This window comes from Brevibacillus sp. TJ4, assembly GCF_044627595.2.
Taxonomy (GTDB): domain Bacteria; phylum Bacillota; class Bacilli; order Brevibacillales; family Brevibacillaceae; genus Brevibacillus.
Map to the genome: position 1 here is coordinate 275971 of NZ_CP185865.1, position 23765 is coordinate 299735.

The window sequence follows — 23765 nt, forward strand, 5'->3', positions numbered from 1 at the left end:
TGAGAGGCTGACAGGACCGAAGTTAGGATTTGGCTTCCACGCTTGGCTCGCGTATAATAGATGGAAGCAGAGACGAAGGGCGTTTGTGCAGAATTGTTTGACCAAACGCTCAGTCGGTTTTGAAAGGTGGAGTAGCAGTGTCTGATAAGAAGAGAAATATCCCGTCCCTGGTAAAGGACCCCAAGCTGATCGAGAAGCGGCGCGAACAAATCGTCGAGGCTGCTGTCGATCTGTTTATTCATAAAGGTTTTCACAAAACGACGACGCGGGAGATCGCCCGCGCCTCGGGTTTTAGCATCGGCACTTTGTACGAATACATTGAATCGAAAGAAGATGTGCTCTATCTCGTATGCGACGCCATCCATGTCGAGATGGAAAGCCGCTTGCGGGAAGCGATCAACTTCAACGGAACCGGTCAAAAAATACTCAAACTTGCGATGAAGAGCCTGTTTCGCGTCATGGACCAGATGAGCGACCGGGTTTTGCTGATTTATCAGGAGTCGAAATCATTACCCAAGGAGACGCTTCGCTACGTGCTGAGGCGCGAAGAGGAGATCGCCGAAATTTTCGTCGAGATTCTGCGCAAAGGCATCGCTGACGGCTCCATCAATATCGACGAGAAGCATGTCAAGCTCATGGCGGACAACATCATGGTACTGGGCGAGATGTGGGTCTTCCGCCGCTGGGCGCTGCACAAGCACTACACACTGGAAGAATACACGGAGAAGCAGATCGCGCTTTTGCTTCGTGAAATCAGCGTCTCCGACTAACAAAAGCATTTCGGGGGAGAGTGGAACGATGGAAACAGAGGTGTACCGTCCGAAAAACAAAGTCCGTTTTGTCACTGCGGCCAGTTTGTACGATGGACATGACGCTTCGATCAACATCATGCGCCGTATTCTGCAATCATCGGGTGTCGAGGTCATTCACCTGGGGCACAATCGCTCCGTGGACGAGATCGTGACAGCGGCTATTCAGGAGGATGTGCAGGGAATCGCGATCAGCTCCTATCAGGGCGGTCATGTGGAGTTTTTCAAATACATGATCGACCTGCTGAAAGAGCGCGGAGCAGAGCATATCCGCGTGTTCGGAGGCGGAGGCGGAGTCATCGTTCCACGAGAGATTCGGGAGCTGGAAGCGTACGGCGTCTGCAAGCTGTACTCGCCTGACGACGGACGCAAGCTCGGTTTGCAGGGAATGATCAACGACATGATCCGCAAATCCGACTTCCCTACCGTGACGCAGTTGAAAGAAGAGCTGTATGCCTTGCAAGAACAAAATCACCAGGCGGTAGCGCGGCTGATCACCGTCGCGGAGTACGCCGTGGAAAATCCCGAATGGAGAGAGAAGATCGCACAGGAGCTGCCGCAACCGCAAACGCCGTCTCCCGTGCTGGGTATCACCGGGACTGGCGGCGCAGGAAAAAGCTCGCTGACCGACGAACTGGTGCGCCGCTTTATCAATACGTACCCGGAGAAAACGGTAGCGATTCTCTCTGTCGACCCGTCCAAGCAAAAGTCGGGCGGTGCCCTGCTCGGAGATCGCATCCGCATGAACGCCAACCGTACGCCGCGCGTCTTCATGCGGAGCCTGGCTACGCGCCGGTCCGGCTCCGAGCTGTCGGCAGCGCTGAAAGATGCGATCCGCGTGACCCGCGCTGCGGCATTTGACCTGATCATCGTCGAGACGAGCGGGATCGGGCAGGGCGATGCGCAGGTAACGGAGGTATGCGATGTCTCCATGTACGTAATGACCAGCGAATTCGGCGCTCCTTCGCAGTTGGAGAAGATCGACATGCTCGACTTTGCCGACTTGATCGCGATCAACAAGTTCGAGCGAAAAGGCTCGGAGGACGCATTGCGCGAGGTGCGCAAGCAGTATCGGCGCAACCATCAGCTGTTCGACCTGGCCGACGAAGAGCTTCCGGTCTACGGGACGATCGCGAGCCAGTTCAATGACCCGGGCACCAATGTCCTGTTTGCCGCACTGATGCGCAAGCTGGTTGAAAAGCAAGGGCTGGATTGGCCGGTCGCGCATTTGGACCCGACTCCGGTCAAGATTCACAAAACTTCGTTAATTCCGGTAGAGCGCATCCACTACCTGCAGGAAATCGCCAATACGGTGCGCCAATACCGCGCCTATACAGAGGAGCAATCCGCATACGCGAGAAAGCTCTACCAACTGCACGGAGCCAAGGAGACGCTGCTCGCCTCCGCTGATCCCGAGGATCGCGAAGTCGCCGCTGTGCTGGATAAGCAGATCGCCTTGTTTGAGGCGAAACTCGATCCCGTATGCAAACAGATTCTCGAGGAGTGGCCGAAGCGCAAGGAAGCGTACCGACAGGACCAGTTTGTGACCAAGGTGCGCGACAAGGAGATCGTCACCAAGCTGTTTTCCGAGACGTTGTCCGGGACGCGGATTGCCAAAGTGGCGCTGCCTGACTTCCAGGACTGGGGCGAGATTCTCAAGTGGTCGCTCAAGGAAAATGTCCCCGGCGAGTTCCCGTATACGGCAGGGGTGTTCCCGTTCAAGCGCGAGGGCGAAGATCCCAAGCGGCAGTTTGCCGGGGAAGGCACGCCGGAGCGGACCAACAAGCGCTTCCACTTCCTCTCGCAAAACGACGCAGCGAAGCGGCTTAGCACCGCGTTTGACTCGGTTACGCTGTATGGGGAAGACCCTGATTACCGCCCTGACATTTACGGCAAGATCGGAACCAGCGGCGTGAGCGTCTGCACGCTCGACGACATGAAAAAGCTGTATGCCGGCTTCGACCTGTGTGCGCCCAGCACATCGGTTTCGATGACGATCAACGGGCCTGCGCCGATGATTTTGGCGATGTACATGAACACTGCAATCGAGCAGCAGGTAGAGGCTTTTGTGCAAAAAGAAGGGCGCCAGCCGACTGACGAAGAATACGAGCGGATCAAGGCGTACACGCTGTCCACGGTGCGCGGAACGGTGCAGGCCGATATTTTGAAGGAAGACCAGGGACAAAACACCTGTATCTTTTCTACCGAATTCGCCCTGCGAATGATGGGCGACATCCAGCAGTATTTTATCGACCACAACGTGCGCAACTACTACTCGGTCTCGATCTCCGGCTACCATATTGCCGAAGCGGGCGCCAATCCGATCACCCAGCTCGCCTTTACCCTGGCCAACGGCTTCACCTACGTAGAATACTACTTGAGCCGCGGCATGAAAATCGACGACTTCGCGCCCAATTTGAGCTTCTTCTTCTCCAACGGGCTCGATCCCGAGTACACGGTCATCGGCAGAGTGGCCCGGCGGATTTGGGCGACCGTGATGAAAAACCGCTATGGCGGAAACGAGCGGAGCCAAAAGCTGAAGTATCACATCCAAACCTCCGGACGTTCGCTGCACGCCCAGGAGATGGATTTCAACGACATTCGCACGACACTGCAGGCGCTCATCGCCATCTACGACAACTGCAACTCGCTCCACACCAATGCGTATGACGAGGCGATCACGACGCCGACGGAAAATTCCGTGCGCCGCGCCATGGCCATCCAGATGATTATCAACAAAGAGATGGGATTGGCGAAAAACGAAAATCCGCTGCAAGGCGCGTTCATCATCGAGGAGCTGACCGATCTGGTCGAGGAAGCCGTACTGCAGGAGTTCGAGCGGCTCAGCAGCCGCGGCGGCGTCCTGGGTGCGATGGAGACCCAGTACCAGCGCGGAAAGATCCAGGACGAGTCGATGTACTACGAGATGAAAAAGCATACGGGCGAGCTGCCGATCATCGGAGTAAACACCTTTATCAATCCGAATGCTTCCGAGGAGGATTACGAGATCGAGCTGGCCCGCGCCACCGAGGAGGAAAAAGAGCAGCAGATTCAAAACCTCCGCGCCTTCCAGGAGCGCAACCGCGACAAGGCCCCGGCGGCTCTGAAGCGACTGCAGGAAGTCGCGACCTCGGGCGGCAACATTTTTGCCGAACTGATGGAGACGGTCAAAGTAGCGTCCCTCGGCCAGATCAGCTCGGCGCTGTACGAAGTAGGCGGGCAGTACCGCCGCAATATGTAGCACCCGTTTAAAAAGGTGTCCCGCAGGAGAGCATGACTGCTTGAGGGGCACCTTGCTTTTGCTTTTGAACCGAAGGGCACGCGGGGCGCCTCTCGCGCAGTCCGATCCGGCGGAGCAGCAATCTGCGAACGGACCGAATTTCAGGACGAATTTTCGGTGCGCGACCATCCTGTTTTCAGCTTCGCAAAAGCCCGCTGCCCAAGGGGAAAAATGCTTTTCTCGAAACCCGTTTGAAAGCCTTGCATTTTCGTCTAAAATAAGGAATACTGTATGATAGCCTTCGTATCGAAACCATCGGTACATATGACCTGCGGATTCCTTGTCGGTTATGCCAAGCCTGCGCTTGTACAAGTGATCAGGGCTGATAGAAAAGTTTTCTATAGGAAAGGACGTGCCCGGAGTGAGTCAAAAGCTTGCCCATATTGATGCTGAGAAATTAAGCGAAATGGCATTGGTCGACATTGCCTATGAAATTTTGCGCGAGACGAATCACACATACACCTTTCGCGATCTGATGGATGAACTGGTGAAATTGCGCAATATGACCGAAGAACAAAAAATGGCGATCATCGCTCAAGTATACACAGAAATCAACATTGACGGCCGCTTCGTCTGCCTGGGAGACAATGTGTGGGGATTGAAGCGCTGGTACCCGACCGATACGGTGGAAGAAACCCAAGAGGGTGGCGTACCGAAGAAGAAGAAAGTCATCCTCGACGACGACTTCGACGATTACGAAGCCGAGGAAGAACTCGTGGAAGAGTACGAAGAAGACGAAGTCGTGCTCTTTGACGAAGAGGATGAATTTGTCGATGAAGACGTGGAGCTTGAAGAGGAGCTTGATACCGACATCGACGAGGAAGAATTGGAAGACGAAGAGGAGCTCTTTGAAGAAGAACTGGAAGATGAAGAAGAGCTGGAGGAAGAGTTGGAAGAAGATGTGGAGGACGATGAGGATCTCCGCTGATAATCCTTGACTTCTGTCTGAGGGACAGATAAAATACTCCTTGGGCTTCACATGAAGAAGGATTCAATATGGGAAACTACAAAACAAAAGTGCCCCTACCCGGAACTGTTACGGGATAGGACCCCACTTTTGTTTTTTCTTTTTTCACAAAGCCGTCTTTATTACATTTCATCATCATCTTAAGGACTAGGGAAAGAGAGGGCGTTTTCACATGACGAAATATATTTTTGTAACGGGCGGGGTCGTATCCTCATTGGGTAAAGGGATCACTGCGGCTTCTCTGGGCCGACTCCTGAAGAACAGGGGCCTGAAGGTAACGATTCAAAAGTTCGATCCGTATATCAACGTCGACCCGGGAACGATGAGTCCATACCAGCACGGGGAAGTTTTCGTGACGGACGACGGGGCAGAGACCGATTTGGACTTGGGCCACTACGAGCGTTTTATTGACATCAATCTGAGTGCCAACTCCAATGTGACCACCGGGAAAATCTACTCCTCTGTCATCGCCAAGGAGCGCCGCGGCGACTACCTGGGAGGAACGGTTCAGGTCATTCCGCACATCACCAACGAGATCAAGGAACGTGTATTTCGCGCTGGCAAGGAAACAGGCGCAGATGTCGTGATTACCGAGATCGGTGGAACGGTCGGCGACATCGAGAGCTTGCCTTTCCTGGAAGCGATCCGGCAAATCAAAAGCGACATTGGCCGCGAAAATGTCATGTACATCCACGTCACCCTCATCCCTTACATTAAAGCTGCGGGCGAAATGAAGACAAAGCCGACGCAGCACAGCGTAAAAGAGTTGCGCAGCCTGGGCATCCAGCCGAACGTGATCGTCACACGTACGGAAAAGCCGATGACGCAGGAAATGAAAGACAAGCTGGCTTTGTTCTGCGACATCGACAAAAAGGCGGTCGTGGAATGTGTCGACGCCGAGACGTTGTACGACGTGCCTTTGCTATTGCAAGAGCAAGGACTGGACGATTACGTCTGCAAACATCTCGGACTGGACTGCACAGAAGCAGACATGACCGAGTGGAAAGCACTCGTCACGAAAATTAAAAACCTGACGAAGACGACCCGCATCGCCATCGTCGGAAAATACGTGGAGCTGCACGACGCGTATCTGTCGGTAGCAGAGGCGCTGTACCACGGCGGTTACGCCAACGACTCCAACGTGGAGATCAAATGGGTCAGTGCGGAAGAAGTGACGCCGGCCAACGTGGCAGAGCTTTTGGGAGATGTGGACGGCATCCTCGTACCGGGCGGCTTCGGTGACCGCGGTATCGAGGGCAAGATCGCAGCGACCCGTTATGCGCGTGAACAAAAAGTGCCGTTCCTGGGAATTTGCCTGGGCATGCAGATCGCTGTCATCGAGTTTGCCCGCCATGTCGCAGGTATGGATGGCGCCAACAGCTCGGAAATCAATCCAAGCACGCCGTATCCGGTCATCGACCTGCTGCCGGAGCAAAAAGACGTGGAAGACAAAGGCGGTACGATGCGTCTGGGCGTCGGACCGACCCGCGTATTGCCGGGCACGTTGACAGAGCAGGCGTACGGCAGCACGCTCGTGTACGAACGCCATCGCCATCGCTATGAAGTAAACAACGAATACCGCGAGCAGTTGGCTGATCTGGGCTTGCAGTTTGCCGGTACATCGCCGGACGGACGTCTGGTGGAAATCGTGGAAATCCCGGACCACCCGTGGTTCCTGGCGACCCAGTTCCACCCGGAGTTCACCTCCCGTCCGAACCGTCCGCAGCCGCTTTTCCGCGATTTTATCAAAGCGTCCCTGCATAACAAGCGTTCCTAAATCTGTCCGAACAAAAAACGCACCTGCGACATCGCCGTCGCCGGTGCGTTTTGTTTTTTGCTCAGTGGAAGAAAGGGGCCAGCCACGCGACCCAATGAGCAGCCGGAATCAGCAGGAATTGCGCCAGGATCGTTCCGAAAAAGCGGGAGATCATCAGCCATATGTACATTTGCCGGATGGATTCGGGAGACGTTTTCCCCTGCAATGCCCTGTCCGTCAACACAGCTACCTGCGGGTCGACGAGCAAGGTCATAAAGATCGTCGCAAAGCCGTTGATCAACCCGGAAGACATCAGCACGGTCGCCTCGTAGCCGGGGGCGATCAGCGTCGCGTACAAGACGGACAAAATGCTGGTCGTATAGATCGCCGTTCCCAGCGTATTGAGCAGCAGCAGCCGTTTGGGCACCCCCCTGATCCGAAAGCGGGAGAGCGAGGACAGCTTGGGCCAGCGGACGTGATGGCGTGCGTGCCGGATGCTCTGCACTGTCATCGCCGAACGGATCATTTTGGGAATCGAACCGGCGACTTCGAGATGGGAGATCAGCCGCTTGGACAACTGCACGAATGTGGGAAAAAGCGCTATTGCGACCAGCGTCCCCAGCGAGGATGCAGCGATAATCAGATGCAGGCTGCCAGTCGGGTCCGTATTTTGCAGCGAAGCCTGGTCGATCAGCCCGCCGGTAAAAGGAGCCTGCACCAGATTGGAGGTGCGGGAGACGAGCAGGATGATCCCCGTCAAGGAGAGCGCGACGGCCAGCCTCCCCGTCGTAACGCCGGCGAAGCGCAGGGCGTAGGAGAGAGTCTCTGTCGTATGAATAATGAGCGTAAGCGTACATATCAGCCAGATTGTATCCATCGGTATCGGTTTAAACTCCTTGATTTCGCTGTACAAGCATATACTTCATTATACTTGATCGAGCGGGATGAGGAAAATTTACCCCCTGTATCAGCAGGATTTTCCTAATTTTTAGGCGAAGTTCTAAAAAGCTAAGTAATGAGGCAATGGTCAGGAGGAATTCAGACATGTTTGACAAGCGCGACAAAAAGGTTCTGGTCGTTGATGATCAATACGGAATTCGGATTTTACTGTACGAGGTGTTAGGGAAGGAAGGATACAAAACCTTTCAGGCAGCGAACGGAAAAATGGCTCTGGAAATTGTTGAAAAAGAGTCGCCTGACCTGGTTATTCTTGACATGAAAATTCCCGGAATGGACGGAATCGAGATTCTGAAACATATCAAGAAAATCAATCAGGAGATCAAAGTCATTATGATGACGGCTTACGGAGAGCTGGATATGATCAAGGAAGCGACACAGCTTGGAGCCTTGACTCACTTTACGAAACCTTTTGACATAGACGAACTGCGCCTGGCGGTTCAGCAGCAGTTGGCGTGCTAGTCTGCCTTGCCTGTAGACCCGAGACAAGCGTACCTGTTAACATACAGGTGTATGTGGTATAATAAGCCACGTTAATGAAGTCTTCTGGAGGAGGATTTACAATCATGCCACTGGTACCTATGACCGCTTTTACCGAGGACGTCAAGAAACATAAATACGCGGTTGGACAATTCAACTTGAACAATCTGGAGTTTACCCAAGCGATCACGGAAGCAGCGATGGAAGAGAAGTCGCCTGTGATTTTTGGTGTGTCTGAGGGAGCCCTCAAATACATGGGCATCGACTATACCGTGGCGATTGCAAAAGTGGCTGCAGAGCGCGCCGGCGTGCCCGTTGCCCTGCATCTGGATCACGGCAGCAATTTCGAAATGGTGATGAAATGCATTCGTGCCGGGTTCTCTTCGGTCATGTTCGACGGTTCCCATCATTCCTTTGAAGATAATCTGCGCTTGACCAAACAGGTTGTAGAAGCCGCACACGCTGTCGGCGTCTCTGTAGAAGGAGAGTTGGGTACAATTGGTGGAGTCGAGGATGACCTCTCTGTAGACGAGGAAGACGCAACACTGGCCAACCCTGAAGAAGCGATTCGCTTCTGGGAGGAAACCAAGGTCGATTATCTGGCTATCGCTGTAGGTACTGCCCACGGGATGTACAAAGGCGAGCCGAAAATCCGCTTTGACATCATTGAAAAAGTGGCAAGCCAGATCGAAGCGCCGATCGTGCTTCACGGAGGCTCCGGTGTTCCGGATGAGTCGATTACGAAAGCGATCAGTCTGGGCGTCGGTAAAATCAACGTAAATACGGAAAGCCAAGTCGCATGCACAGAGACGGTACGCCAGATCTTGACTGCCAAACCAAATGAGATTGACCCGCGCAAATACCTTGGTCCTGCTCGCGAGGCGATCAAGGAAGTCGTCAAAGGGAAAATTCGTTTGTTCGGCAGCAGCAATCGAGCGTAACCAGGGAGGTTAATCATGCGCTTTTTTATCGATACAGCAAATGTAGAAGAAATTCGTGAAATCCACGAGTGGGGTGTCCTCGCTGGCGTTACCACCAACCCGTCTTTGGTTGCCAAGGAAGGGCGCGATTTCATCGAGACACTTCGCGAAATTCTCGATATCGTGGACGGTCCGATCAGCGCCGAAGTCATCAGCACGGATGCTGCGGGGATGATCGAGGAAGGCGAAAAGCTGGCTTCCTTGTCCAAAAACATCGTGGTCAAGCTTCCGATGACTGCCGAAGGTTTGAAGGCAACCAAGTATTTCGCCAAAAAGAAAATCAAAACAAACGTGACCTTGGTCTTCTCTGCGAACCAGGCTCTGCTCGCTGCACGCGCAGGAGCGACGTACGTTTCCCCGTTTTTGGGACGTCTGGATGACATCGGTCAGGACGGCATGCAGTTGATTGAGGACATTTCCGAAATCTACTCCGTCCATGACATCGATACAGAGATCATTGCCGCATCGGTTCGCCATCCGGTTCACGTAACCGAGGCTGCCCGCCGAGGTGCCCATTTTGCGACGATCCCGGCCAAGGTGTTCAAGCAGTTGCTCGCACATCCATTGACCGACAGCGGTCTGGAGAAGTTTCTTGCTGACTGGAACAACATGCAAAAATAAATGACCTTTGAAACAAGCACCTTTTCCACCGGGGAAGGTGCTTCTTTCCCGATTACGCCTGAGGAGAGCAAATCATGGATAAGCTGATAATTAACGGCGGGAAACCGCTGGCGGGGTCCGTGAGCATCAGTGGGGCGAAAAACAGCGCTGTCGCCTTGATTCCAGCTGCTTTACTGGCTGACGGGCCTGTTGTCATTGAAAATCTCCCGCATATTCAGGATGTGGAAATTTATCACGAGCTGCTGAAAGAAATGGGAGCAGACGTGTTGTTTGAAGACGACTGGATGGAAATCGACGGTCGTTCGATGAAGCAGATGGTCATGCCCAACGGCAAAATCAAGAGACTGCGCGCCTCCTACTATTTGTGGGGAGCACTGCTGGCAAAGTTCGGCGAAGCGCAGGTGGGCTTGCCGGGGGGATGCGACCTGGGGCCGCGTCCGACCGATTTGCATATGAAAGGCTTTGAAGCGCTGGGAGCTACAGTAGAAAACAAGAACGGCGTTATGACGATTCGCGCCCAAAACGGCAGGCTGAAGGGAGCGCGCATTTACCTGGACCTGGTCAGCGTAGGCGCGACGATCAATATCATGCTCGCCGCTTCCAAGGCTGACGGCGTGACTGTTATCGAAAACGCTGCCAGGGAGCCGGAGATTGTCGATGTCGCGACCTTGTTGAACAACATGGGAGCGAATATCAAAGGCGCTGGTACCGATATGATTCGTATTCAGGGTGTAGAGCGGCTGCGCGGCTGCCGTCATACGATCATCCCCGACAGGATCGAGGCTGGCACGTATATGATTGCCGCCGCAGCAACCAATGGCAATGTGCTGGTCGAAAACGTCATTCCGAAGCATTTGGAATCGGTCACGGCCAAGCTGCGTGAAATCGGGGCGGAAGTCGTCGAGCTGGACGATGCCATTCAGGTCGTAGGCTCCTCGCAGTATCGCGCGATTGACGTGAAGACAAGTCCGTATCCGGGCTTTCCGACTGACCTGCAGCAGCCGATTACGACGCTGCTGACATTTGCCAAGGGATCGAGCATTGTCACCGACAACATCTACAGCTCCCGTTTTCGCCATGTGGATGAGCTGCGTCGGATGGGGGCCACGATCAAAGTGGAGGGCCGATCCGCGGTCATCGAAGGCGGCAACAAGCTGAACGGAGTCAAAGTCGTCGCTTCCGATTTGCGCGCAGGCGCAGCCTTGTTTATTGCCGGTCTGGCTACGGAAGGCACGACAGAGCTGGAAGGGCTGGAGCATATTGATCGCGGCTATGAAAATCTCGTGGGCAAGCTGCAGCGATTGGGCGCAGATGTTCGGCGAGTAGGCGCGCAGCAATCGGAACATCATCAAAGGTAAGCACATACCGCAATTACCAGGAGAGGAGACTCCCGAGAATGGAACGAAGTTTAACACTTGAACTGGTTCGCGTCACGGAGGCGGCTGCATTGGCTTCTGCCCGTTGGATGGGTCGTGGAAAAAAAGATGAGGCTGACGATGCAGCCACCACAGCCATGCGCCGTGAATTTGAAAAAGTGCCGATGGATGGCGTCGTCGTCATCGGTGAAGGGGAAATGGACGAAGCCCCCATGCTCTACATCGGGGAGCGCTTGGGCCAGGGAGTTGCCCCTGCGGTAGACGTGGCAGTCGACCCGCTGGAAGGCACCAATATTCTCGCCAAAGGGACATGGGGGGCGATCTCGGTCATCGCAATTGCCGACCGCGGAAATCTCCTGCACGCACCCGATATGTACATGGAAAAAATGGCGGTCGGACCGCAAGCGGTAGGCAAGGTCGACATCAACGCGCCGATCCGCGACAATCTGAAGGCAGTCGCCCAGGCGCAAGGAAAAGACATCAGCGATCTCGTGGCGATCGTTCTCGATCGCGACCGCCATTCCCGGATTATTCACGAAGTTCGCGAAGCGGGTGCGCGTATTCGCCTGATTTCCGACGGTGACGTGGCGGCAGCGATCAACACGGCATTTCCGGGGACAGGTGTAGACATTCTGTTTGGTTCCGGGGGAGCACCGGAAGGCGTTCTCGCTGCGGTGGCACTCAAGTGCCTGGGCGGAGAGATCCAAGGCAAGCTCCTGCCGCAAAACGACGAAGAACTGGAACGCTGTAAAAAGATGGGCCTGGCCAATCCGCACCAGGTACTGTACATGGACGATCTGGTCAAAGGGGACGACGCGATTTTTGCCGCTACCGGCGTCACTGACGGAGAGCTGCTGCGCGGTGTTCGCTTTCAGGGGATGGTCGCGACCACTCATTCAGTCGTAATGCGCGCCAAAACAGGTACGGTCCGCTTCATTGAAGGAAACCACCGGTTGGAACGCAAACCGACGCTTGTATTGTAAATAGCGGTTCGGACGAGAATAGAGGAAGAGTATAAAAAGAGTGGTGGATCTATGTTACTTTCTGAATTAGAAGAGAAAAAGCTGACCGATCTGTATAAACTGGCCAAGGAATACCATATTCCGTATTACTCCCAGTTGAAGAAAAAGGAACTGATTTTTGCCATCCTTCGTGCCAGGGCGGAGCGGGACGGCCTGATGTTTATGGAGGGGGTTTTGGAAATCCTGCCGGAGGGCTACGGATTCTTGCGTCCGATCAACTACCTTCCAAGCTCCGAGGATATTTACATTTCGCAATCCCAGATTCGCCGCTTTGATCTGAGAATGGGGGATTTGGTCTCCGGAAAAGCCCGTCCCCCGAAAGAAAATGAGCGCTATTTCGGGCTTTTGCAAGTAGAGGCTGTAAATGGAGAAGATCCGGAAACGGCAGCAGAGCGCCTTCATTTTCCAGCCTTGACTCCACTTTATCCGCAAAACAAGCTTGTCTTGGAGACTTCCCCAGACCGCATTTCTACCCGCCTGATGGATCTCATCGCCCCTGTTGGACTTGGACAGCGTGGACTGATTGTGGCTCCGCCGAAAGCGGGGAAAACCATGCTGCTCAAAGAGATTGCCAATAGCATCACGGAGAGCCGCCCTGATATTCACTTGTTTGTCCTGCTCATCGACGAGAGACCGGAAGAAGTGACGGATATGCAGCGCTCGGTCAAAGGAGAAGTGATCGCCTCGACTTTTGACGAGCTTCCCGAAAATCATATCAAGGTGGCGGAGCTGGTACTGGAGCGGGCGAAGCGACTGGTCGAACACAAGAAAGACGTAGTGATTTTGCTCGATTCCATCACGCGTCTCGCACGCGCGTACAACCTGGTCATTCCGCCGAGCGGACGTACGCTGTCCGGGGGGATCGATCCGGCGGCGTTCCATCGCCCGAAGCGTTTTTTTGGCTCAGCTCGCAATATCGAAGAGGGCGGCAGCCTGACAATTTTGGCAACAGCGCTGGTAGAGACCGGCTCCCGGATGGACGACGTCATTTACGAGGAGTTCAAGGGCACCGGAAACATGGAGCTGCATCTCGATCGCAAGCTGGCGGAGCGCCGGATCTTCCCGGCGATCGACATTCGCCGTTCCGGCACGCGGCGCGAAGAGCTGCTCCTGTCCAAGGACGAGCTGGATAAACTGTGGATGATCCGCAAAAATATGAATGAAACGAATGAGTTTGTCGACTCGTTTATCAGAAAACTGGCAGATACCAAGACAAACGACGAGTTCGTACAGTCTCTGGAGAGCAAGCAAGGACGCAGCAACGGCAAACCAGCCGCAGCCAACCCGTCGACGGTGAGTTAATCTCACCGTCATTTTTTTGTTGCGCTGGGCATACACTAGGAAGAGTAGGCAAAAAGGAGGAGTGACAGTGGATTACGCACAGGTGACCCTTCCCTTGGAGAGTCGGGAGGAAGCACAGCATGCCGTCGTGCAACAAGCGTTGTTCCAGGCGTTCAACCCGTTTGCAGACTTGACCGAGACCCCCTCTTCGCACAACAAAGCCATGGTGTACGCGGTCAAGGAAGGGGATACTCTTTCAGAAATTGCCCATCGCTACGGCATTTCTCTACATACATTGGTAGAAATGAACCGCATTCGCAATCCGCATATGCTCGGAATCGGACTCAAGCTGGTCTTGAGCGATGATGAAGTCAAACACGTAGTGAAACGGGGAGAGACACTGAACTACATCTCCGCCCGCTACGGGGTGAGCAAGGAACTGCTGATCGAACGCAATCCCCTGCTGCGGTGGCTGTCGGACAACCTGTACGTCGGACAGGTTGTATACGTGCCGATTGTGACCCAGCCCAAACTCCAGGCGGAGGATCTTCAGCCGCGAAAAAACACGACGCAAATTGCCAGCAGACAGGCGACTGCTCGCGTACGTGGAAAGCTGGAGTGGCCAGTAGCAGACGCGACGATTACGAGCGGTTTCGGCGTCCGCTGGGGAAAAGTGCATAAAGGGGTAGATTTGTGGAGCGCCACTGAAGAAAAAACGCCGATTCAGGCCGCCCAGGCAGGTGTCGTCGTCGAGGCTGGGGCGAATCGATCCGGCTACGGGCGCATGGTTGTGATCGATCACGGAGACGGGCTGCAGACCTTTTACGCGCACTTGCGGACGATCACGGTATCAGTCGGACAACAGGTGAATACCGGGGATATTCTCGGCTATATGGGCATGACGGGAGACTCCACCGGCTACCATCTCCATTTTGAAGTGCGGCAGGATGATGTGCCGATCAATCCGCTTCCGTTTTTGAACAGGTAAACCTTCACCAATTTACATTGCTTTTTCAATACGATACAATGGGCGAAGCAAAGAAGCGAGGCGATTTTTCCATGTATTTGGTGTATGCAGATGAAAAAGGCAATGTATACGACCACCCGGGATTGTTCGCGGTGGCTCGTAATGGTGATATACTGACAGAAATTCTGGAGGAAGAGTTGATTCCTCTGCCAGAGGGAGCGACGCTGGTCAGTTTGCCGGACACCGTTCCGGTCGGGATGGACCCCGAGACCGGGGAGATGGTCAAGCTGGACGGGTGTACCTCGGTTGGCGCATTGGTGCCACAGGGGATTACCCGTTTGCTGCTCCCCGGTTACGTCAAAAGCAAGAAGGACAGCAAGCTCCCGCTGTTCGGCTACACGGCTGTGGTGTGGAAAGACGGACAGTTTTGGGTAGCGGGCAGGGCGAGCGATGACATTTATCAATGGGACCCGCTCAATTTTCCGATGGACGAGCTGCGCCAGCGGGTCAGCAAGACGCTGGAGCTGTTTCCCGAGAACCGCATTTTGCAGCACTTGTCCCACTGCGCTCTGGAATACGAGTGCCTGACCGCCTCCAACAACTTTTTCCACCGCTGGGAAGGAAGCCTGCCTGTATCGTATACGTGCAACGCAGGCTGTTACGGCTGTATTTCCGAGCAGCCCGACGATAGCGGCTTCCCGTCACCGCAGACGCGGATGAACTTCAAACCGACGGAGGACGAGCTGGTGGAAGTCATGCTGCACCATTTGCAGACGCCACAGAGCATTATCAGCTTTGGACAAGGCTGCGAAGGCGAGCCTTCCACGATGGCCTCGATTATCATTCCGGCGATGCGTCGCGTCCGCGAGCAGACCGATAAGGGCTTTATCAACATCAATACCAACGCCGGGCTGACGGACCACATCAAAGGAATTGTCGATGCCGGGCTTGATCTGATGCGGGTGAGCATCATCAGTGCGATCGACGAGCATTACAACGCCTATTACCGACCGCGCCACTACACGCTCGAAAACGTAGCCCGATCGGCGGAGTACGCCGCTTCCAAAGGCGTGTACACCTCGATCAACTACCTGTGCTTCCCCGGAGTGTTCGATCGGGAAGAAGAGATGGAGGCGATGATCGAGTTTATCCGCCGCACCGGAATCAAGCTGATCCAGTTGCGCAATCTCAACATCGATCCGGAAAGCTACCTGTCGATGATCCCCAAGGCACAGGGGGAAATCTTCGGCATGAAGCAGGCGATTGAAATCTACCAGCAGGAACTTCCTGACGTCGTGATCGGCTCGTTTACCCACGTTCCGCCAGAGGAGCTGCAGCGCAGGAAAAAAATGGCACAATAAGGCTATCTGTTGCATTTCGCGGGCAGGCGTGTTAATCTGTAATATGTGTTTAATAACTCTGTTTCGGCAAACGATTCAGGGCGAAAAGAGGTGTGAAGAGATGAAACAAGGAATTCATCCTAATTACAATGTCGTGAAAGTAACTTGTGCATGCGGTAACGAATTCGAATCCGGTTCTGTGAAGCAAGCGCTGCGTGTAGAGATTTGCTCCAACTGCCATCCTTTCTTCACGGGTAAGCAAAAATTCGTAGACGCAGGCGGCCGCGTGGACCGTTTCAAACGCAAATACAATCTTTCCTAATCGGGAAGCGATTGGAGCAACCAGGTAGAGCGATCTGCCTGGTTTTGTTTTTGAGAAGGAGGTTTTGGTATCGTGGCGCAACTATACTTTCGTTATGGCGCGATGAACGCATCCAAGTCGATCCAACTGCTGACGGTCGCCCACAATTACGAGCAATCCGGAAAAAAGGTGCTCGTGTTTACTCCTGCTGTCGATGATCGATACGGCGTCGGAACGGTGGCATCCCGTGTCGGCATCAGCCGGGATGCGCTTCCGATCAGCGAGGAAACGGACTTGTTTGAGATCGTTGCGGCGGAGGAGCCGCAGCCGGATTGCGTCCTCGTCGACGAGGGCCAGTTTATCGGCAAGCATCATGTCCAGCAGTTGGTGCAGATTGTGGACAAGCTGGGAATTCCCGTCATCGTGTACGGCTTGCTGAAAAATTTCAAGAACGAGCTGTTTTTGGGAAGTGCCGCGCTGTTGTGCGAAGCCGACAAGATCGAGGAAATCAAAACCGTCTGTGTCTACTGCAACAAAAAGGCGACCCATATCCTCAAATTCAAGGATGGAAAGCCGGTATACAGCGGGGAAACGATCGAGATAGCCGGCAACGATACATACAGCAGTGTCTGCCGTACGCACTACTACCATCCGCCGGTTGGGACGAAATAGAGAAAACTGCATCAGTTCAAAAGACGCTACGCTGCCTCCTGGCGATGTGCATGTGCTTGACGAGCATTGCACAGACTAAGCCGAAAAGGAGGTGGCTTTTTCATGTGGCGCGTTTCATATGGAAAGCCCGGTGTACGGGCAGCCAGCGTGTTGCTCTTCGCTACGGTTCTTGCGGCGGGGTGTGCAAACAATGGAGCAAACTACCCCCCGGGTGCGCAAAATGAAAACCAGGCGGTTCGAAACCAGGCGACCCATAACCAGGGTCTGGGCCAGGGACGCGGTCAGCAAGTGGGCATGAACACAAGAACGCTGGATCGGGATGATTTGATGGGGCGCAACCAGAACCCCAACCTCATTATCGGTCACGCCAATACGCGTAATTACCAAGTCGACATGAACAACATGGTGATGATGGCAAAATCAGTGCCCGGCGTGGAAAACTGCCGCATCACACTTAACGGCCCCAACGCATATGTTACTCTTGACCTGAAGCACAATGTGACGGCCAGTGAGGCACGCAACATCGAGCGAGAAGTGATTGCCGCACTGAGACAAAAAATTCCGCGTTACGATTTCCACGTCACGTCCAATGATTCCTACCATCGCTGACGCTTTCTGCAAGACAGGCACGGCTGCACAACATGCCGGGCCTGTTTTGCCATAAATGCGCTTTGACTTATTCTATGTTTCCTCCTATAATTTATCTGTTATAATGAATCATATGACTACGTATTTGAAATGATGGGGTGAAGTACATGTTTACGCGCTTATCGGCAGTAGAAGAGCGTTACGAAGAAGTGACCAACCTCTTGTGTGACCCCGACGTCATCAGTGATACCAAGCGCTTGCGTGAGCTATCCAAAGAGCAATCTTCGCTGGAAGAAACCGTTATTGCATACCGTGAATATAAATCTGTTGTCGAGCAAATGGACGACGCCAAGGCGATGCTGGAAGAGAAGCTGGACGACGAAATGCGCGAGATGGTCAAAATGGAGATTTCCGAGCTGGCCTCGCGCAAGGAAAAGCTGGAAGAGCGGTTGAAAATTCTGCTGTTGCCCAAAGACCCGAACGACGAGAAAAACGTCATCATGGAAATTCGCGGGGCTGCAGGCGGGGATGAAGCAGCATTGTTCGCTGCCGTCCTGTTCCGGATGTATACGCGCTATGCGGAGCGAAACGGCTTCAAGCTGGAAGTTCTGGAAGCGAGCCCGACAGACATCGGCGGCTACAAGGAAATCGTTTTTTCCATCAGCGGCCGCGGCGCCTACAGCAAGCTGAAGTTCGAGAGCGGCGCACACCGCGTTCAGCGGATTCCGGCAACCGAGTCGGGCGGACGCATCCACACCTCTACCGCGACCGTGCTGGTTCTGCCGGAAGCAGAGGACGTGGAAGTGGAAGTAAACGAAAAGGACATTCGCATCGATACCTTCTGCTCCAGCGGTGCCGGCGGGCAGAGCGTCAATACGACCAAATCGGCAGTGCGTGTGACGCATATTCCTACAGGCATCGTCGTCTCTTGCCAGGATGAAAAGTCGCAGCACTCCAACAAGGACAAAGCGCTGCGCGTATTGCGCGCCCGCTTGTACGACTTTTACCTGCAACAGCAAAACGCCGAGGCAGATGCCACTCGCAAAAGCCTGGTGGGAACCGGCGACCGCAGCGAGCGGATTCGCACCTACAACTACCCGCAAAGCCGGGTGACCGACCACCGCATCGGCCTGACGCTGCATCGCCTGGAGTCCGTACTGGAAGGCGAACTCGACGAAGTGATCGACAACCTGATTATGCACGAACAGACGGAGTTGCTGAAAAGCCATGCGCACACAGCCTGATTGGTCTCACGTCACGACGATACGGGAAGCCCTGGCAGGGGCTTCTTCCTTTTTGCGGGAAGCAGGGGCAAAGGATGCGATGTTTGAGGCAGAGCTGCTGATCCGCCACACCCTAAACTGGGACCGCACACGGTTTTTGACCTCGATGACGGAGCCGATTCCGGCAGAAGCGGTCGACAGACTGGCGGCACTGTGTCAGCGCCGAGCGGAGAACGAGCCGCTGCAATACATTTTTGGCAGCCAGGAGTTTTACGGCCGCCCTTTTACGGTAGGACCGGGCGTGCTCATTCCCCGGCCGGAGACGGAAATTCTCGTCGAGCGCATTTTGCGCAAGGCTGACGAGATGTGGGAGAAAGACAGCCTGCTTCGCGTTGCAGACATCGGCACGGGCAGCGGTGCGATTTGCATTACCCTCGCCTGTGAGCGTCCCCACTGGAATGTCACAACTGTCGACATCTCCGCGGATGCTTCCCGGATCGCCCAGGAAAATGCGCGGCTTCTTGGAGCAGATATTCGTTTTCTGCTCGGAGATTTGGTGGAGCCGCTGGTGCGGGAGGGGAGCAGGCTCGATATACTCGTATCCAACCCGCCGTATATCCCCAGCCGCGATGTCGATGAGTTGGACGAGGAAGTGCGCGGCTTTGAGCCCAGGCTCGCCCTGGACGGCGGAGACGATGGACTGGATTTTTACCGCAGGCTGAGCCAGGCTTTGCCGATTCTGCTGCGGGAGAAAGCGATCGTCGCTTTTGAGGTGGGTATCCATCAGGCGCAGGCAGTAGCCGGTTTGCTGCAAGCGACGGGGATGGTGAGTGAAACGGAAATCATTTGTGATTTGGCCGGAATAGAGCGGGTCGTGATGGGTATTCGAAAGTAAGCCTGTCGCGGCTCTTTTTTGTGGGCAGAAGAAAGAATTCAAAACGGAGAAAAAATTGTGGCAGCTTGCGTTTGCCGACATCCGATCTTGTCCATACTGTTGCTAGAGAAGAAAAAAAGGGCAGATCAGAGTAAGGGAGACGGTTGCCATGAAGCGTTTGTTCTTGTTGGGGTTCAGTTTTTTTCTGTTGATGTCGAGCTGGGAGGGACAGCTTACGATGGCCAATGTTCTGGACAACGGGCCGATCCCTCAAGAGTCGATCCGTCTGCGTATCATTGCCAACAGCGACTCCTTTCAGGATCAGTGGCTGAAGCGGGAAGTGCGCGATGCGCTGATCGACAAAATGAACAGTTGGTCGGGAGAAATCGAATCCTTTGAGCAAGCGCAGCAGGTGGTAGCAGCCAAGCTGCCCGAATTGCAGCAAGTCGTCGACGAAACGATTCGCAGTCGCGGATTTGCTTACCCGGCGGTCGTCGAATTCGGCGACGTGCCGTTTCCGACGAAATTGTACGGGTCCTACGTATATCCTGCTGGTGAATACAAGGCGGTGCGCGTCAGCATCGGAGAGGCACAGGGCCAAAACTGGTGGTGCGTGCTGTTTCCTCCGCTCTGCTTTATCGATATGTCAAATGGCGATGCCGTACAGGCGAGTGCCACACCGAGTGAAAAAATCGCTTCGACGATCTCTGACTCCCGCCAGGACTGGCAGGATGAGCGAATCAGCCAGCGCGACCGTCTGCGTTTTCAAGACAATGGAGAGGACACTATCCGGGTACAGGAGAGTGAGGATAGCGTGACGTCGAAGGAAGCCACGCCTGCGACGGACGAGACAACCCCTGGGGTGGAAGTGCGCTTCTTCTTCTGGGAGAGGCTGGAGCGACTGTTCTCGTAATCAAGCGATTTGGTGATAGAAAAACCGGCATCGAGGTTTTGCCCGATGCCGGTTTTTGCTATGGATTCACGCTTGGTTTACTGGAGCAGCGCCCGAATCTCTGGTTTCAACAGATTTGCATATTGTTTCTTCGGAATGGTAAAAGAAGGCATTCCAGCGGCATACGGAGCGATTTCGTATTGCCCAAAATGGATGACCAGATTTCCGTCCTGGATGGAGAAAGCCTGGTTGGCGGAAATGCCCTCAAACCAGTATCCGAGATTGCCCTCTTGCTGTTCGCGCACAGCGATCTGCTGCTTGATCAGGTTGGACAGGACAGTCCGGTAGTCGTAGCCTGGCTGGAACAGGTCGGAAAGCTCCAGCTTGCGCCCTTTGTCCAGATTGGCGACGTTGTAGTAGGTTTCGCTGGTCATGCCATGTGCCCCGCCCGTGTATTCGTAGTGGCTGACGGAAAAGGAGAGGAGTTTGCCTGTGTTGTACACTTTATACGAGATGTCGAGTACGTAAGGGCGAAACTCGTAGCCTTGCTGTCTGGCTGCGATCGCCGCCTGTTTGCTCTCCTTTTGGACGTTTGCCAGCGAGTCGGCAGCGTATTTTTGCAGCTCTGCGTTCAATTGCGCTTCAAAGGCCTTGTCGGCAAGACCGCTGATCTGCGGATAGGAGATGCGAGCTTCGTATTCAGCAGCAGAAGAGTTCATCGACTGGCTGGTAATCGTAATTCCTGTATTCTCGCTTGCTGCTTGCAAAGGCAATTCAGCAGATGCGGATACAGGAGTGATAATCCCGGTGAACAAAAGTGAGGTGCTAAGCAGAGAGACGGCAATCCATTTTTCAGCTTTCATTTGTGTACATTCCTTTCGTGACTGAGTTTCAGAAGCGAGTAATGCCCCGTCCATTTCATATACTACTACATATCGGGACGGAAAAGGTTACACCAAGGTTGCATTTGTTCTATTATTTATCTTTTCCGTGCGGCAAAGTTATTCACAAGTTACCCACAGCCTGTTGAAAACTTCTCGGTACAGCACTATACTAGAGGCACTAATTGTTACGAGTTTGAGCGAAAGAAAGGATTTTTTCGGGATGGAACGCAGGGTGGCAACAAAGATTTGGACTGTGGATAAGAATGTGGAAAATAATGTGGAGAGTTACCTGAGTTGTACACAGATTGTGGATGCAGCCAGTCTGCTGCGGGAGGGGGAAGTAGTCGCCTTTCCTACGGAGACGGTTTACGGGCTTGGTGCCAATGCATTGTCCAACGAAGCTGTGGAAAAAATATTTTGGGCAAAAGGAAGACCAAGCGACAATCCGTTGATTGTCCATATCGGGTCGAAAGAGCAGTTGTCCATGGTAGCAAGTCAGCTCCCGGAAAAGGCAGAGCGCGTGATCGAGGCGTTCTGGCCGGGACCGTTGACTGTGATTTTGCCACGGACGGATCGGGTAGCGTCCCTGGTCACGGCTGGGCTTGATTCCGTAGGCGTGCGCATGCCGGATCATCCGATGGCGCTCGCCCTGCTGCGGGAGGCGGGAATTCCGATCGCAGCCCCGAGCGCCAATCGCTCCGGACGGCCGAGCCCGACGACAGCAAGTCATGTTCAGGCGGACCTGGACGGACGAATCGCCGGGATTCTGGATGGCGGTCTGACCGGTGTCGGGGTGGAGTCGACGGTTCTCGATGTGACGGCAGAGCCGCCGATGATCCTGCGTCCAGGCGGCATTACCCGCGAGCAGTTGGAAGCAGTGATTGGACCGGTAGCAGTCGATCCCTCGTTTGAAGTCGGGGCCGTAGAAACACCGCGCTCTCCTGGCATGAAATATACGCACTACGCTCCAGAAGGGGAAATGTGGCTGGTCGCGGGCGAGTTTTCCCAGGTGCGTCAAAAGAAAGCGGAGATGCTGCGGCAGGCTAGGCAGCACGGCTTGAAAACAGGCGTACTGACCACCGATGAGCATCTCGACTTCTGGCGCGACGTGGCAGATGCGGACGTCGTGTTTTCTGTCGGGTCATCGGCTCGCCTGGAAGAGGTAGCGCAGCGGCTGTATGCGGTGCTGCGCCAATTTGACGATGCGAACGTGCAGTTTATCGTGTCCGAAGCGTTCTCCCGGGACGGTCTGGGCATGGCAGTTATGAATCGCCTGGAAAAGGCTGCGGGAGGCCGCATCCTGTCTGTCTGATATGTCTAAACTTGCTCTTGTCCGCATAAGGTGAATGGACAGGAGGGGGAGGCAAATTGGACTTGGTCTTGTATCATTGGGGGCAATTCCTGACCTTGCTGATGATTGCCTTGGCACTCGGCATGGATGCCTTTTCATTGAGTGTCGGCGTCGGCATGGTGGGCGTCCGTGTACGGGAAATCATAAAAGTAAGCATTACGATCGGCTTGTTTCATGTAGCCATGCCTGTGATCGGTATTACATTGGGGGGTTATTTGTCCGATCTGGTGGATGGTATTGCTGTCACCATCGGTGGAGCGGTACTGATGCTGATCGGATTGCATATGCTATGGAACGGATTTGCGCAAAAGGAGCAGCAGAGCCTTCTGCAAACAAAAGGGCTGGGGTTGCTGCTGTTCGCCTTCAGTGTCAGCCTGGACGCGCTTACCGTCGGCTTTTCGTTTGGGCTGATGGAGGTCAACACGGTAATGGCGATCACGATGTTTGGCATCACGGGTGCGCTGATGACCTCCTGTGGGCTGTTGCTGGGCAAAAGCGTCGGAGGCTGGCTCGGTGAGTACAGTGAAATTGCAGGGGGATTGATTTTACTCTGCTTTGGGTTGAAAATTATCTTGTGACACAACGCACGGACGAAGGAGGAAAACACGTGAAACGCATACTGTTTGTCTGCACGGGAAATACCTGCCGCAGTCCGATGGCGGAGGCACTCTTTCGGACCAAGGCAAAAGGACAGGGATGGGAGATTCGCTCGGCTGGCGTCGCGGCCTTTGACGGGCAGCCTGCTTCCCGCCATGCTGTCGACGTCCTGCGGGAGCGCGGGATCGAAAGCGAACACCAGGCGTCTCGCATCAATGATGAGCTGGTTGACTGGTCTGATTTGATCCTGACCATGACACACAATCACAAACAGGCAATTCTCGCCTACTATCCTGCTGCACGGTCCAAAGTGTATACGCTGCGCGAGTTTGTTGGCGTGGAAGGGTACGGAGACATCGCCGATCCATTCGGCGGAGCTCTTGAGGATTATCGCAGGTGCGCCGTCGAGATCGAAGAGTCATTGGACATGCTGTACGAGCAACTGGCACAAAATCGTGATTCGTGATGCAAAGGGGTGCTGGCGCTGATCCAGGACCTTCTTTTCTGTTGAACCACGAACATTTTTTACTGATCAACGATAAATGTT

General features: G+C 54.2%; 23 protein-coding genes. 21 read left to right on the plus strand and 2 right to left on the minus strand.

Going from position 1 to position 23765, the window contains the following annotated elements:
* Positions 1-137 precede the first annotated feature (137 nt).
* The 4 genes from ACAF76_RS01215 to ACAF76_RS01230 all read left to right on the plus strand — a co-directional run bounded on the left by ACAF76_RS01215 (position 138) and on the right by ACAF76_RS01230 (position 6833).
* Entirely contained in the window at positions 138-770 is a 633-nt protein-coding gene (locus ACAF76_RS01215; RefSeq protein ID WP_400162224.1) for a TetR/AcrR family transcriptional regulator, read from the plus strand.
* Between the two features lie 28 nt (positions 771-798).
* Positions 799-4050 (plus strand): fused isobutyryl-CoA mutase/GTPase IcmF, encoded by a 3252-nt coding sequence (gene icmF / locus ACAF76_RS01220; RefSeq protein WP_400162225.1) that lies wholly within the window; start codon positions 799-801, stop codon positions 4048-4050.
* Between the two features lie 400 nt (positions 4051-4450).
* Positions 4451-5017, plus strand: coding sequence for a DNA-directed RNA polymerase subunit delta (gene rpoE / locus ACAF76_RS01225; protein WP_400162226.1), 567 nt, complete (start codon positions 4451-4453; stop codon positions 5015-5017).
* A 211-nt stretch (positions 5018-5228) separates the two neighbouring features.
* On the plus strand, positions 5229-6833 hold the full coding sequence (locus ACAF76_RS01230; RefSeq protein ID WP_400162227.1) for a CTP synthase: 1605 nt from the start codon (positions 5229-5231) through the stop codon (positions 6831-6833).
* Positions 6834-6894: 61 nt separating this feature from the next.
* Here ACAF76_RS01230 and ACAF76_RS01235 read toward each other — a convergent pair whose 3' ends face one another.
* Positions 6895-7689 (minus strand): lipid II flippase Amj family protein, encoded by a 795-nt coding sequence (locus ACAF76_RS01235; RefSeq protein ID WP_400162228.1) that lies wholly within the window; start codon positions 7687-7689, stop codon positions 6895-6897.
* Between the two features lie 167 nt (positions 7690-7856).
* Here ACAF76_RS01235 and ACAF76_RS01240 point away from each other — a divergent pair, with 167 nt between their 5' ends.
* The 14 genes from ACAF76_RS01240 (at position 7857) to spoIIR (ending at position 20407) form a co-directional block, all read left to right on the plus strand.
* Positions 7857-8231, plus strand: a complete 375-nt coding sequence (locus ACAF76_RS01240) for a response regulator (protein ID WP_400162229.1) — start codon at positions 7857-7859, stop codon at positions 8229-8231.
* A gap of 104 nt (positions 8232-8335) precedes the next feature.
* The gene (gene fba / locus ACAF76_RS01245; RefSeq protein WP_400162230.1) at positions 8336-9190 is read left to right on the plus strand and encodes a class II fructose-1,6-bisphosphate aldolase; all 855 of its coding nucleotides are present in this window, start codon (positions 8336-8338) and stop codon (positions 9188-9190) included.
* Between the two features lie 15 nt (positions 9191-9205).
* Positions 9206-9850: a fructose-6-phosphate aldolase gene (gene fsa, locus ACAF76_RS01250; protein WP_400162231.1), complete on the plus strand. Its 645-nt coding sequence runs from the start codon at positions 9206-9208 to the stop codon at positions 9848-9850.
* A gap of 74 nt (positions 9851-9924) precedes the next feature.
* Positions 9925-11208 (plus strand): UDP-N-acetylglucosamine 1-carboxyvinyltransferase, encoded by a 1284-nt coding sequence (locus ACAF76_RS01255; protein ID WP_400162232.1) that lies wholly within the window; start codon positions 9925-9927, stop codon positions 11206-11208.
* A gap of 38 nt (positions 11209-11246) precedes the next feature.
* A complete protein-coding gene (gene glpX, locus ACAF76_RS01260; RefSeq protein WP_400162233.1) occupies positions 11247-12209 on the plus strand; it encodes a class II fructose-bisphosphatase in 963 nt (320 codons plus the stop codon).
* A gap of 51 nt (positions 12210-12260) precedes the next feature.
* A complete protein-coding gene (rho, locus tag ACAF76_RS01265; protein WP_400162234.1) occupies positions 12261-13550 on the plus strand; it encodes a transcription termination factor Rho in 1290 nt (429 codons plus the stop codon).
* 67 nt (positions 13551-13617) lie between these two features.
* On the plus strand, positions 13618-14517 hold the full coding sequence (locus ACAF76_RS01270; RefSeq protein ID WP_400162235.1) for a peptidoglycan DD-metalloendopeptidase family protein: 900 nt from the start codon (positions 13618-13620) through the stop codon (positions 14515-14517).
* Between the two features lie 71 nt (positions 14518-14588).
* On the plus strand, positions 14589-15857 hold the full coding sequence (locus ACAF76_RS01275; RefSeq protein ID WP_400162236.1) for a radical SAM protein: 1269 nt from the start codon (positions 14589-14591) through the stop codon (positions 15855-15857).
* Between the two features lie 100 nt (positions 15858-15957).
* Positions 15958-16158: a 50S ribosomal protein L31 gene (gene rpmE / locus ACAF76_RS01280; RefSeq protein ID WP_204517947.1), complete on the plus strand. Its 201-nt coding sequence runs from the start codon at positions 15958-15960 to the stop codon at positions 16156-16158.
* A 72-nt stretch (positions 16159-16230) separates the two neighbouring features.
* Positions 16231-16809 (plus strand): thymidine kinase, encoded by a 579-nt coding sequence (locus ACAF76_RS01285; protein ID WP_400162238.1) that lies wholly within the window; start codon positions 16231-16233, stop codon positions 16807-16809.
* 102 nt (positions 16810-16911) lie between these two features.
* Positions 16912-17418 (plus strand): sporulation protein, encoded by a 507-nt coding sequence (locus tag ACAF76_RS01290; RefSeq protein WP_400162239.1) that lies wholly within the window; start codon positions 16912-16914, stop codon positions 17416-17418.
* A gap of 146 nt (positions 17419-17564) precedes the next feature.
* Positions 17565-18641, plus strand: coding sequence for a peptide chain release factor 1 (prfA, locus tag ACAF76_RS01295; protein WP_400162240.1), 1077 nt, complete (start codon positions 17565-17567; stop codon positions 18639-18641).
* Positions 18625-19515 (plus strand): peptide chain release factor N(5)-glutamine methyltransferase, encoded by an 891-nt coding sequence (gene prmC, locus ACAF76_RS01300; RefSeq protein ID WP_400162241.1) that lies wholly within the window; start codon positions 18625-18627, stop codon positions 19513-19515. The genes prfA and prmC overlap by 17 nt, the downstream gene beginning before the upstream one ends.
* Before the next feature lie 148 nt (positions 19516-19663).
* A complete protein-coding gene (gene spoIIR, locus ACAF76_RS01305; protein WP_400162242.1) occupies positions 19664-20407 on the plus strand; it encodes a stage II sporulation protein R in 744 nt (247 codons plus the stop codon).
* A 77-nt stretch (positions 20408-20484) separates the two neighbouring features.
* Here spoIIR and ACAF76_RS01310 read toward each other — a convergent pair whose 3' ends face one another.
* Entirely contained in the window at positions 20485-21249 is a 765-nt protein-coding gene (locus tag ACAF76_RS01310) for a DUF3298 and DUF4163 domain-containing protein (RefSeq protein ID WP_400162243.1), read from the minus strand.
* A gap of 241 nt (positions 21250-21490) precedes the next feature.
* Between ACAF76_RS01310 and ACAF76_RS01315 the strand changes: the two genes are divergently transcribed.
* The 3 genes from ACAF76_RS01315 to ACAF76_RS01325 are packed head-to-tail and all read left to right on the plus strand — an operon-like array spanning position 21491 to position 23684.
* Entirely contained in the window at positions 21491-22582 is a 1092-nt protein-coding gene (locus tag ACAF76_RS01315; RefSeq protein ID WP_400162244.1) for an L-threonylcarbamoyladenylate synthase, read from the plus strand.
* Between the two features lie 56 nt (positions 22583-22638).
* Positions 22639-23199 (plus strand): manganese efflux pump MntP family protein, encoded by a 561-nt coding sequence (locus ACAF76_RS01320; protein WP_400162245.1) that lies wholly within the window; start codon positions 22639-22641, stop codon positions 23197-23199.
* 29 nt (positions 23200-23228) lie between these two features.
* Complete coding sequence (locus tag ACAF76_RS01325; RefSeq protein ID WP_400162246.1) at positions 23229-23684, plus strand: low molecular weight protein arginine phosphatase; 456 nt, start codon at positions 23229-23231, stop codon at positions 23682-23684.
* Positions 23685-23765: the final 81 nt, after the last annotated feature.

Coding starts and splice junctions, on each gene's coding strand:
- icmF (WP_400162225.1), top strand. CDS start 799: ATGGAAACAGAGGTGTACCGTCCGAAAAACAAAGTCCGTTTTGTCACT.
- ACAF76_RS01230 (WP_400162227.1), top strand. CDS start 5,229: ATGACGAAATATATTTTTGTAACGGGCGGGGTCGTATCCTCATTGGGT.
- ACAF76_RS01235 (WP_400162228.1), bottom strand. CDS start 7,689: ATGGATACAATCTGGCTGATATGTACGCTTACGCTCATTATTCATACG.
- ACAF76_RS01240 (WP_400162229.1), top strand. CDS start 7,857: ATGTTTGACAAGCGCGACAAAAAGGTTCTGGTCGTTGATGATCAATAC.
- fba (WP_400162230.1), top strand. CDS start 8,336: ATGCCACTGGTACCTATGACCGCTTTTACCGAGGACGTCAAGAAACAT.
- fsa (WP_400162231.1), top strand. CDS start 9,206: ATGCGCTTTTTTATCGATACAGCAAATGTAGAAGAAATTCGTGAAATC.
- ACAF76_RS01255 (WP_400162232.1), top strand. CDS start 9,925: ATGGATAAGCTGATAATTAACGGCGGGAAACCGCTGGCGGGGTCCGTG.
- glpX (WP_400162233.1), top strand. CDS start 11,247: ATGGAACGAAGTTTAACACTTGAACTGGTTCGCGTCACGGAGGCGGCT.
- rho (WP_400162234.1), top strand. CDS start 12,261: ATGTTACTTTCTGAATTAGAAGAGAAAAAGCTGACCGATCTGTATAAA.
- ACAF76_RS01275 (WP_400162236.1), top strand. CDS start 14,589: ATGTATTTGGTGTATGCAGATGAAAAAGGCAATGTATACGACCACCCG.
- rpmE (WP_204517947.1), top strand. CDS start 15,958: ATGAAACAAGGAATTCATCCTAATTACAATGTCGTGAAAGTAACTTGT.
- ACAF76_RS01290 (WP_400162239.1), top strand. CDS start 16,912: ATGTGGCGCGTTTCATATGGAAAGCCCGGTGTACGGGCAGCCAGCGTG.
- prfA (WP_400162240.1), top strand. CDS start 17,565: ATGTTTACGCGCTTATCGGCAGTAGAAGAGCGTTACGAAGAAGTGACC.
- prmC (WP_400162241.1), top strand. CDS start 18,625: ATGCGCACACAGCCTGATTGGTCTCACGTCACGACGATACGGGAAGCC.
- spoIIR (WP_400162242.1), top strand. CDS start 19,664: ATGAAGCGTTTGTTCTTGTTGGGGTTCAGTTTTTTTCTGTTGATGTCG.
- ACAF76_RS01310 (WP_400162243.1), bottom strand. CDS start 21,249: ATGAAAGCTGAAAAATGGATTGCCGTCTCTCTGCTTAGCACCTCACTT.
- ACAF76_RS01315 (WP_400162244.1), top strand. CDS start 21,491: ATGGAACGCAGGGTGGCAACAAAGATTTGGACTGTGGATAAGAATGTG.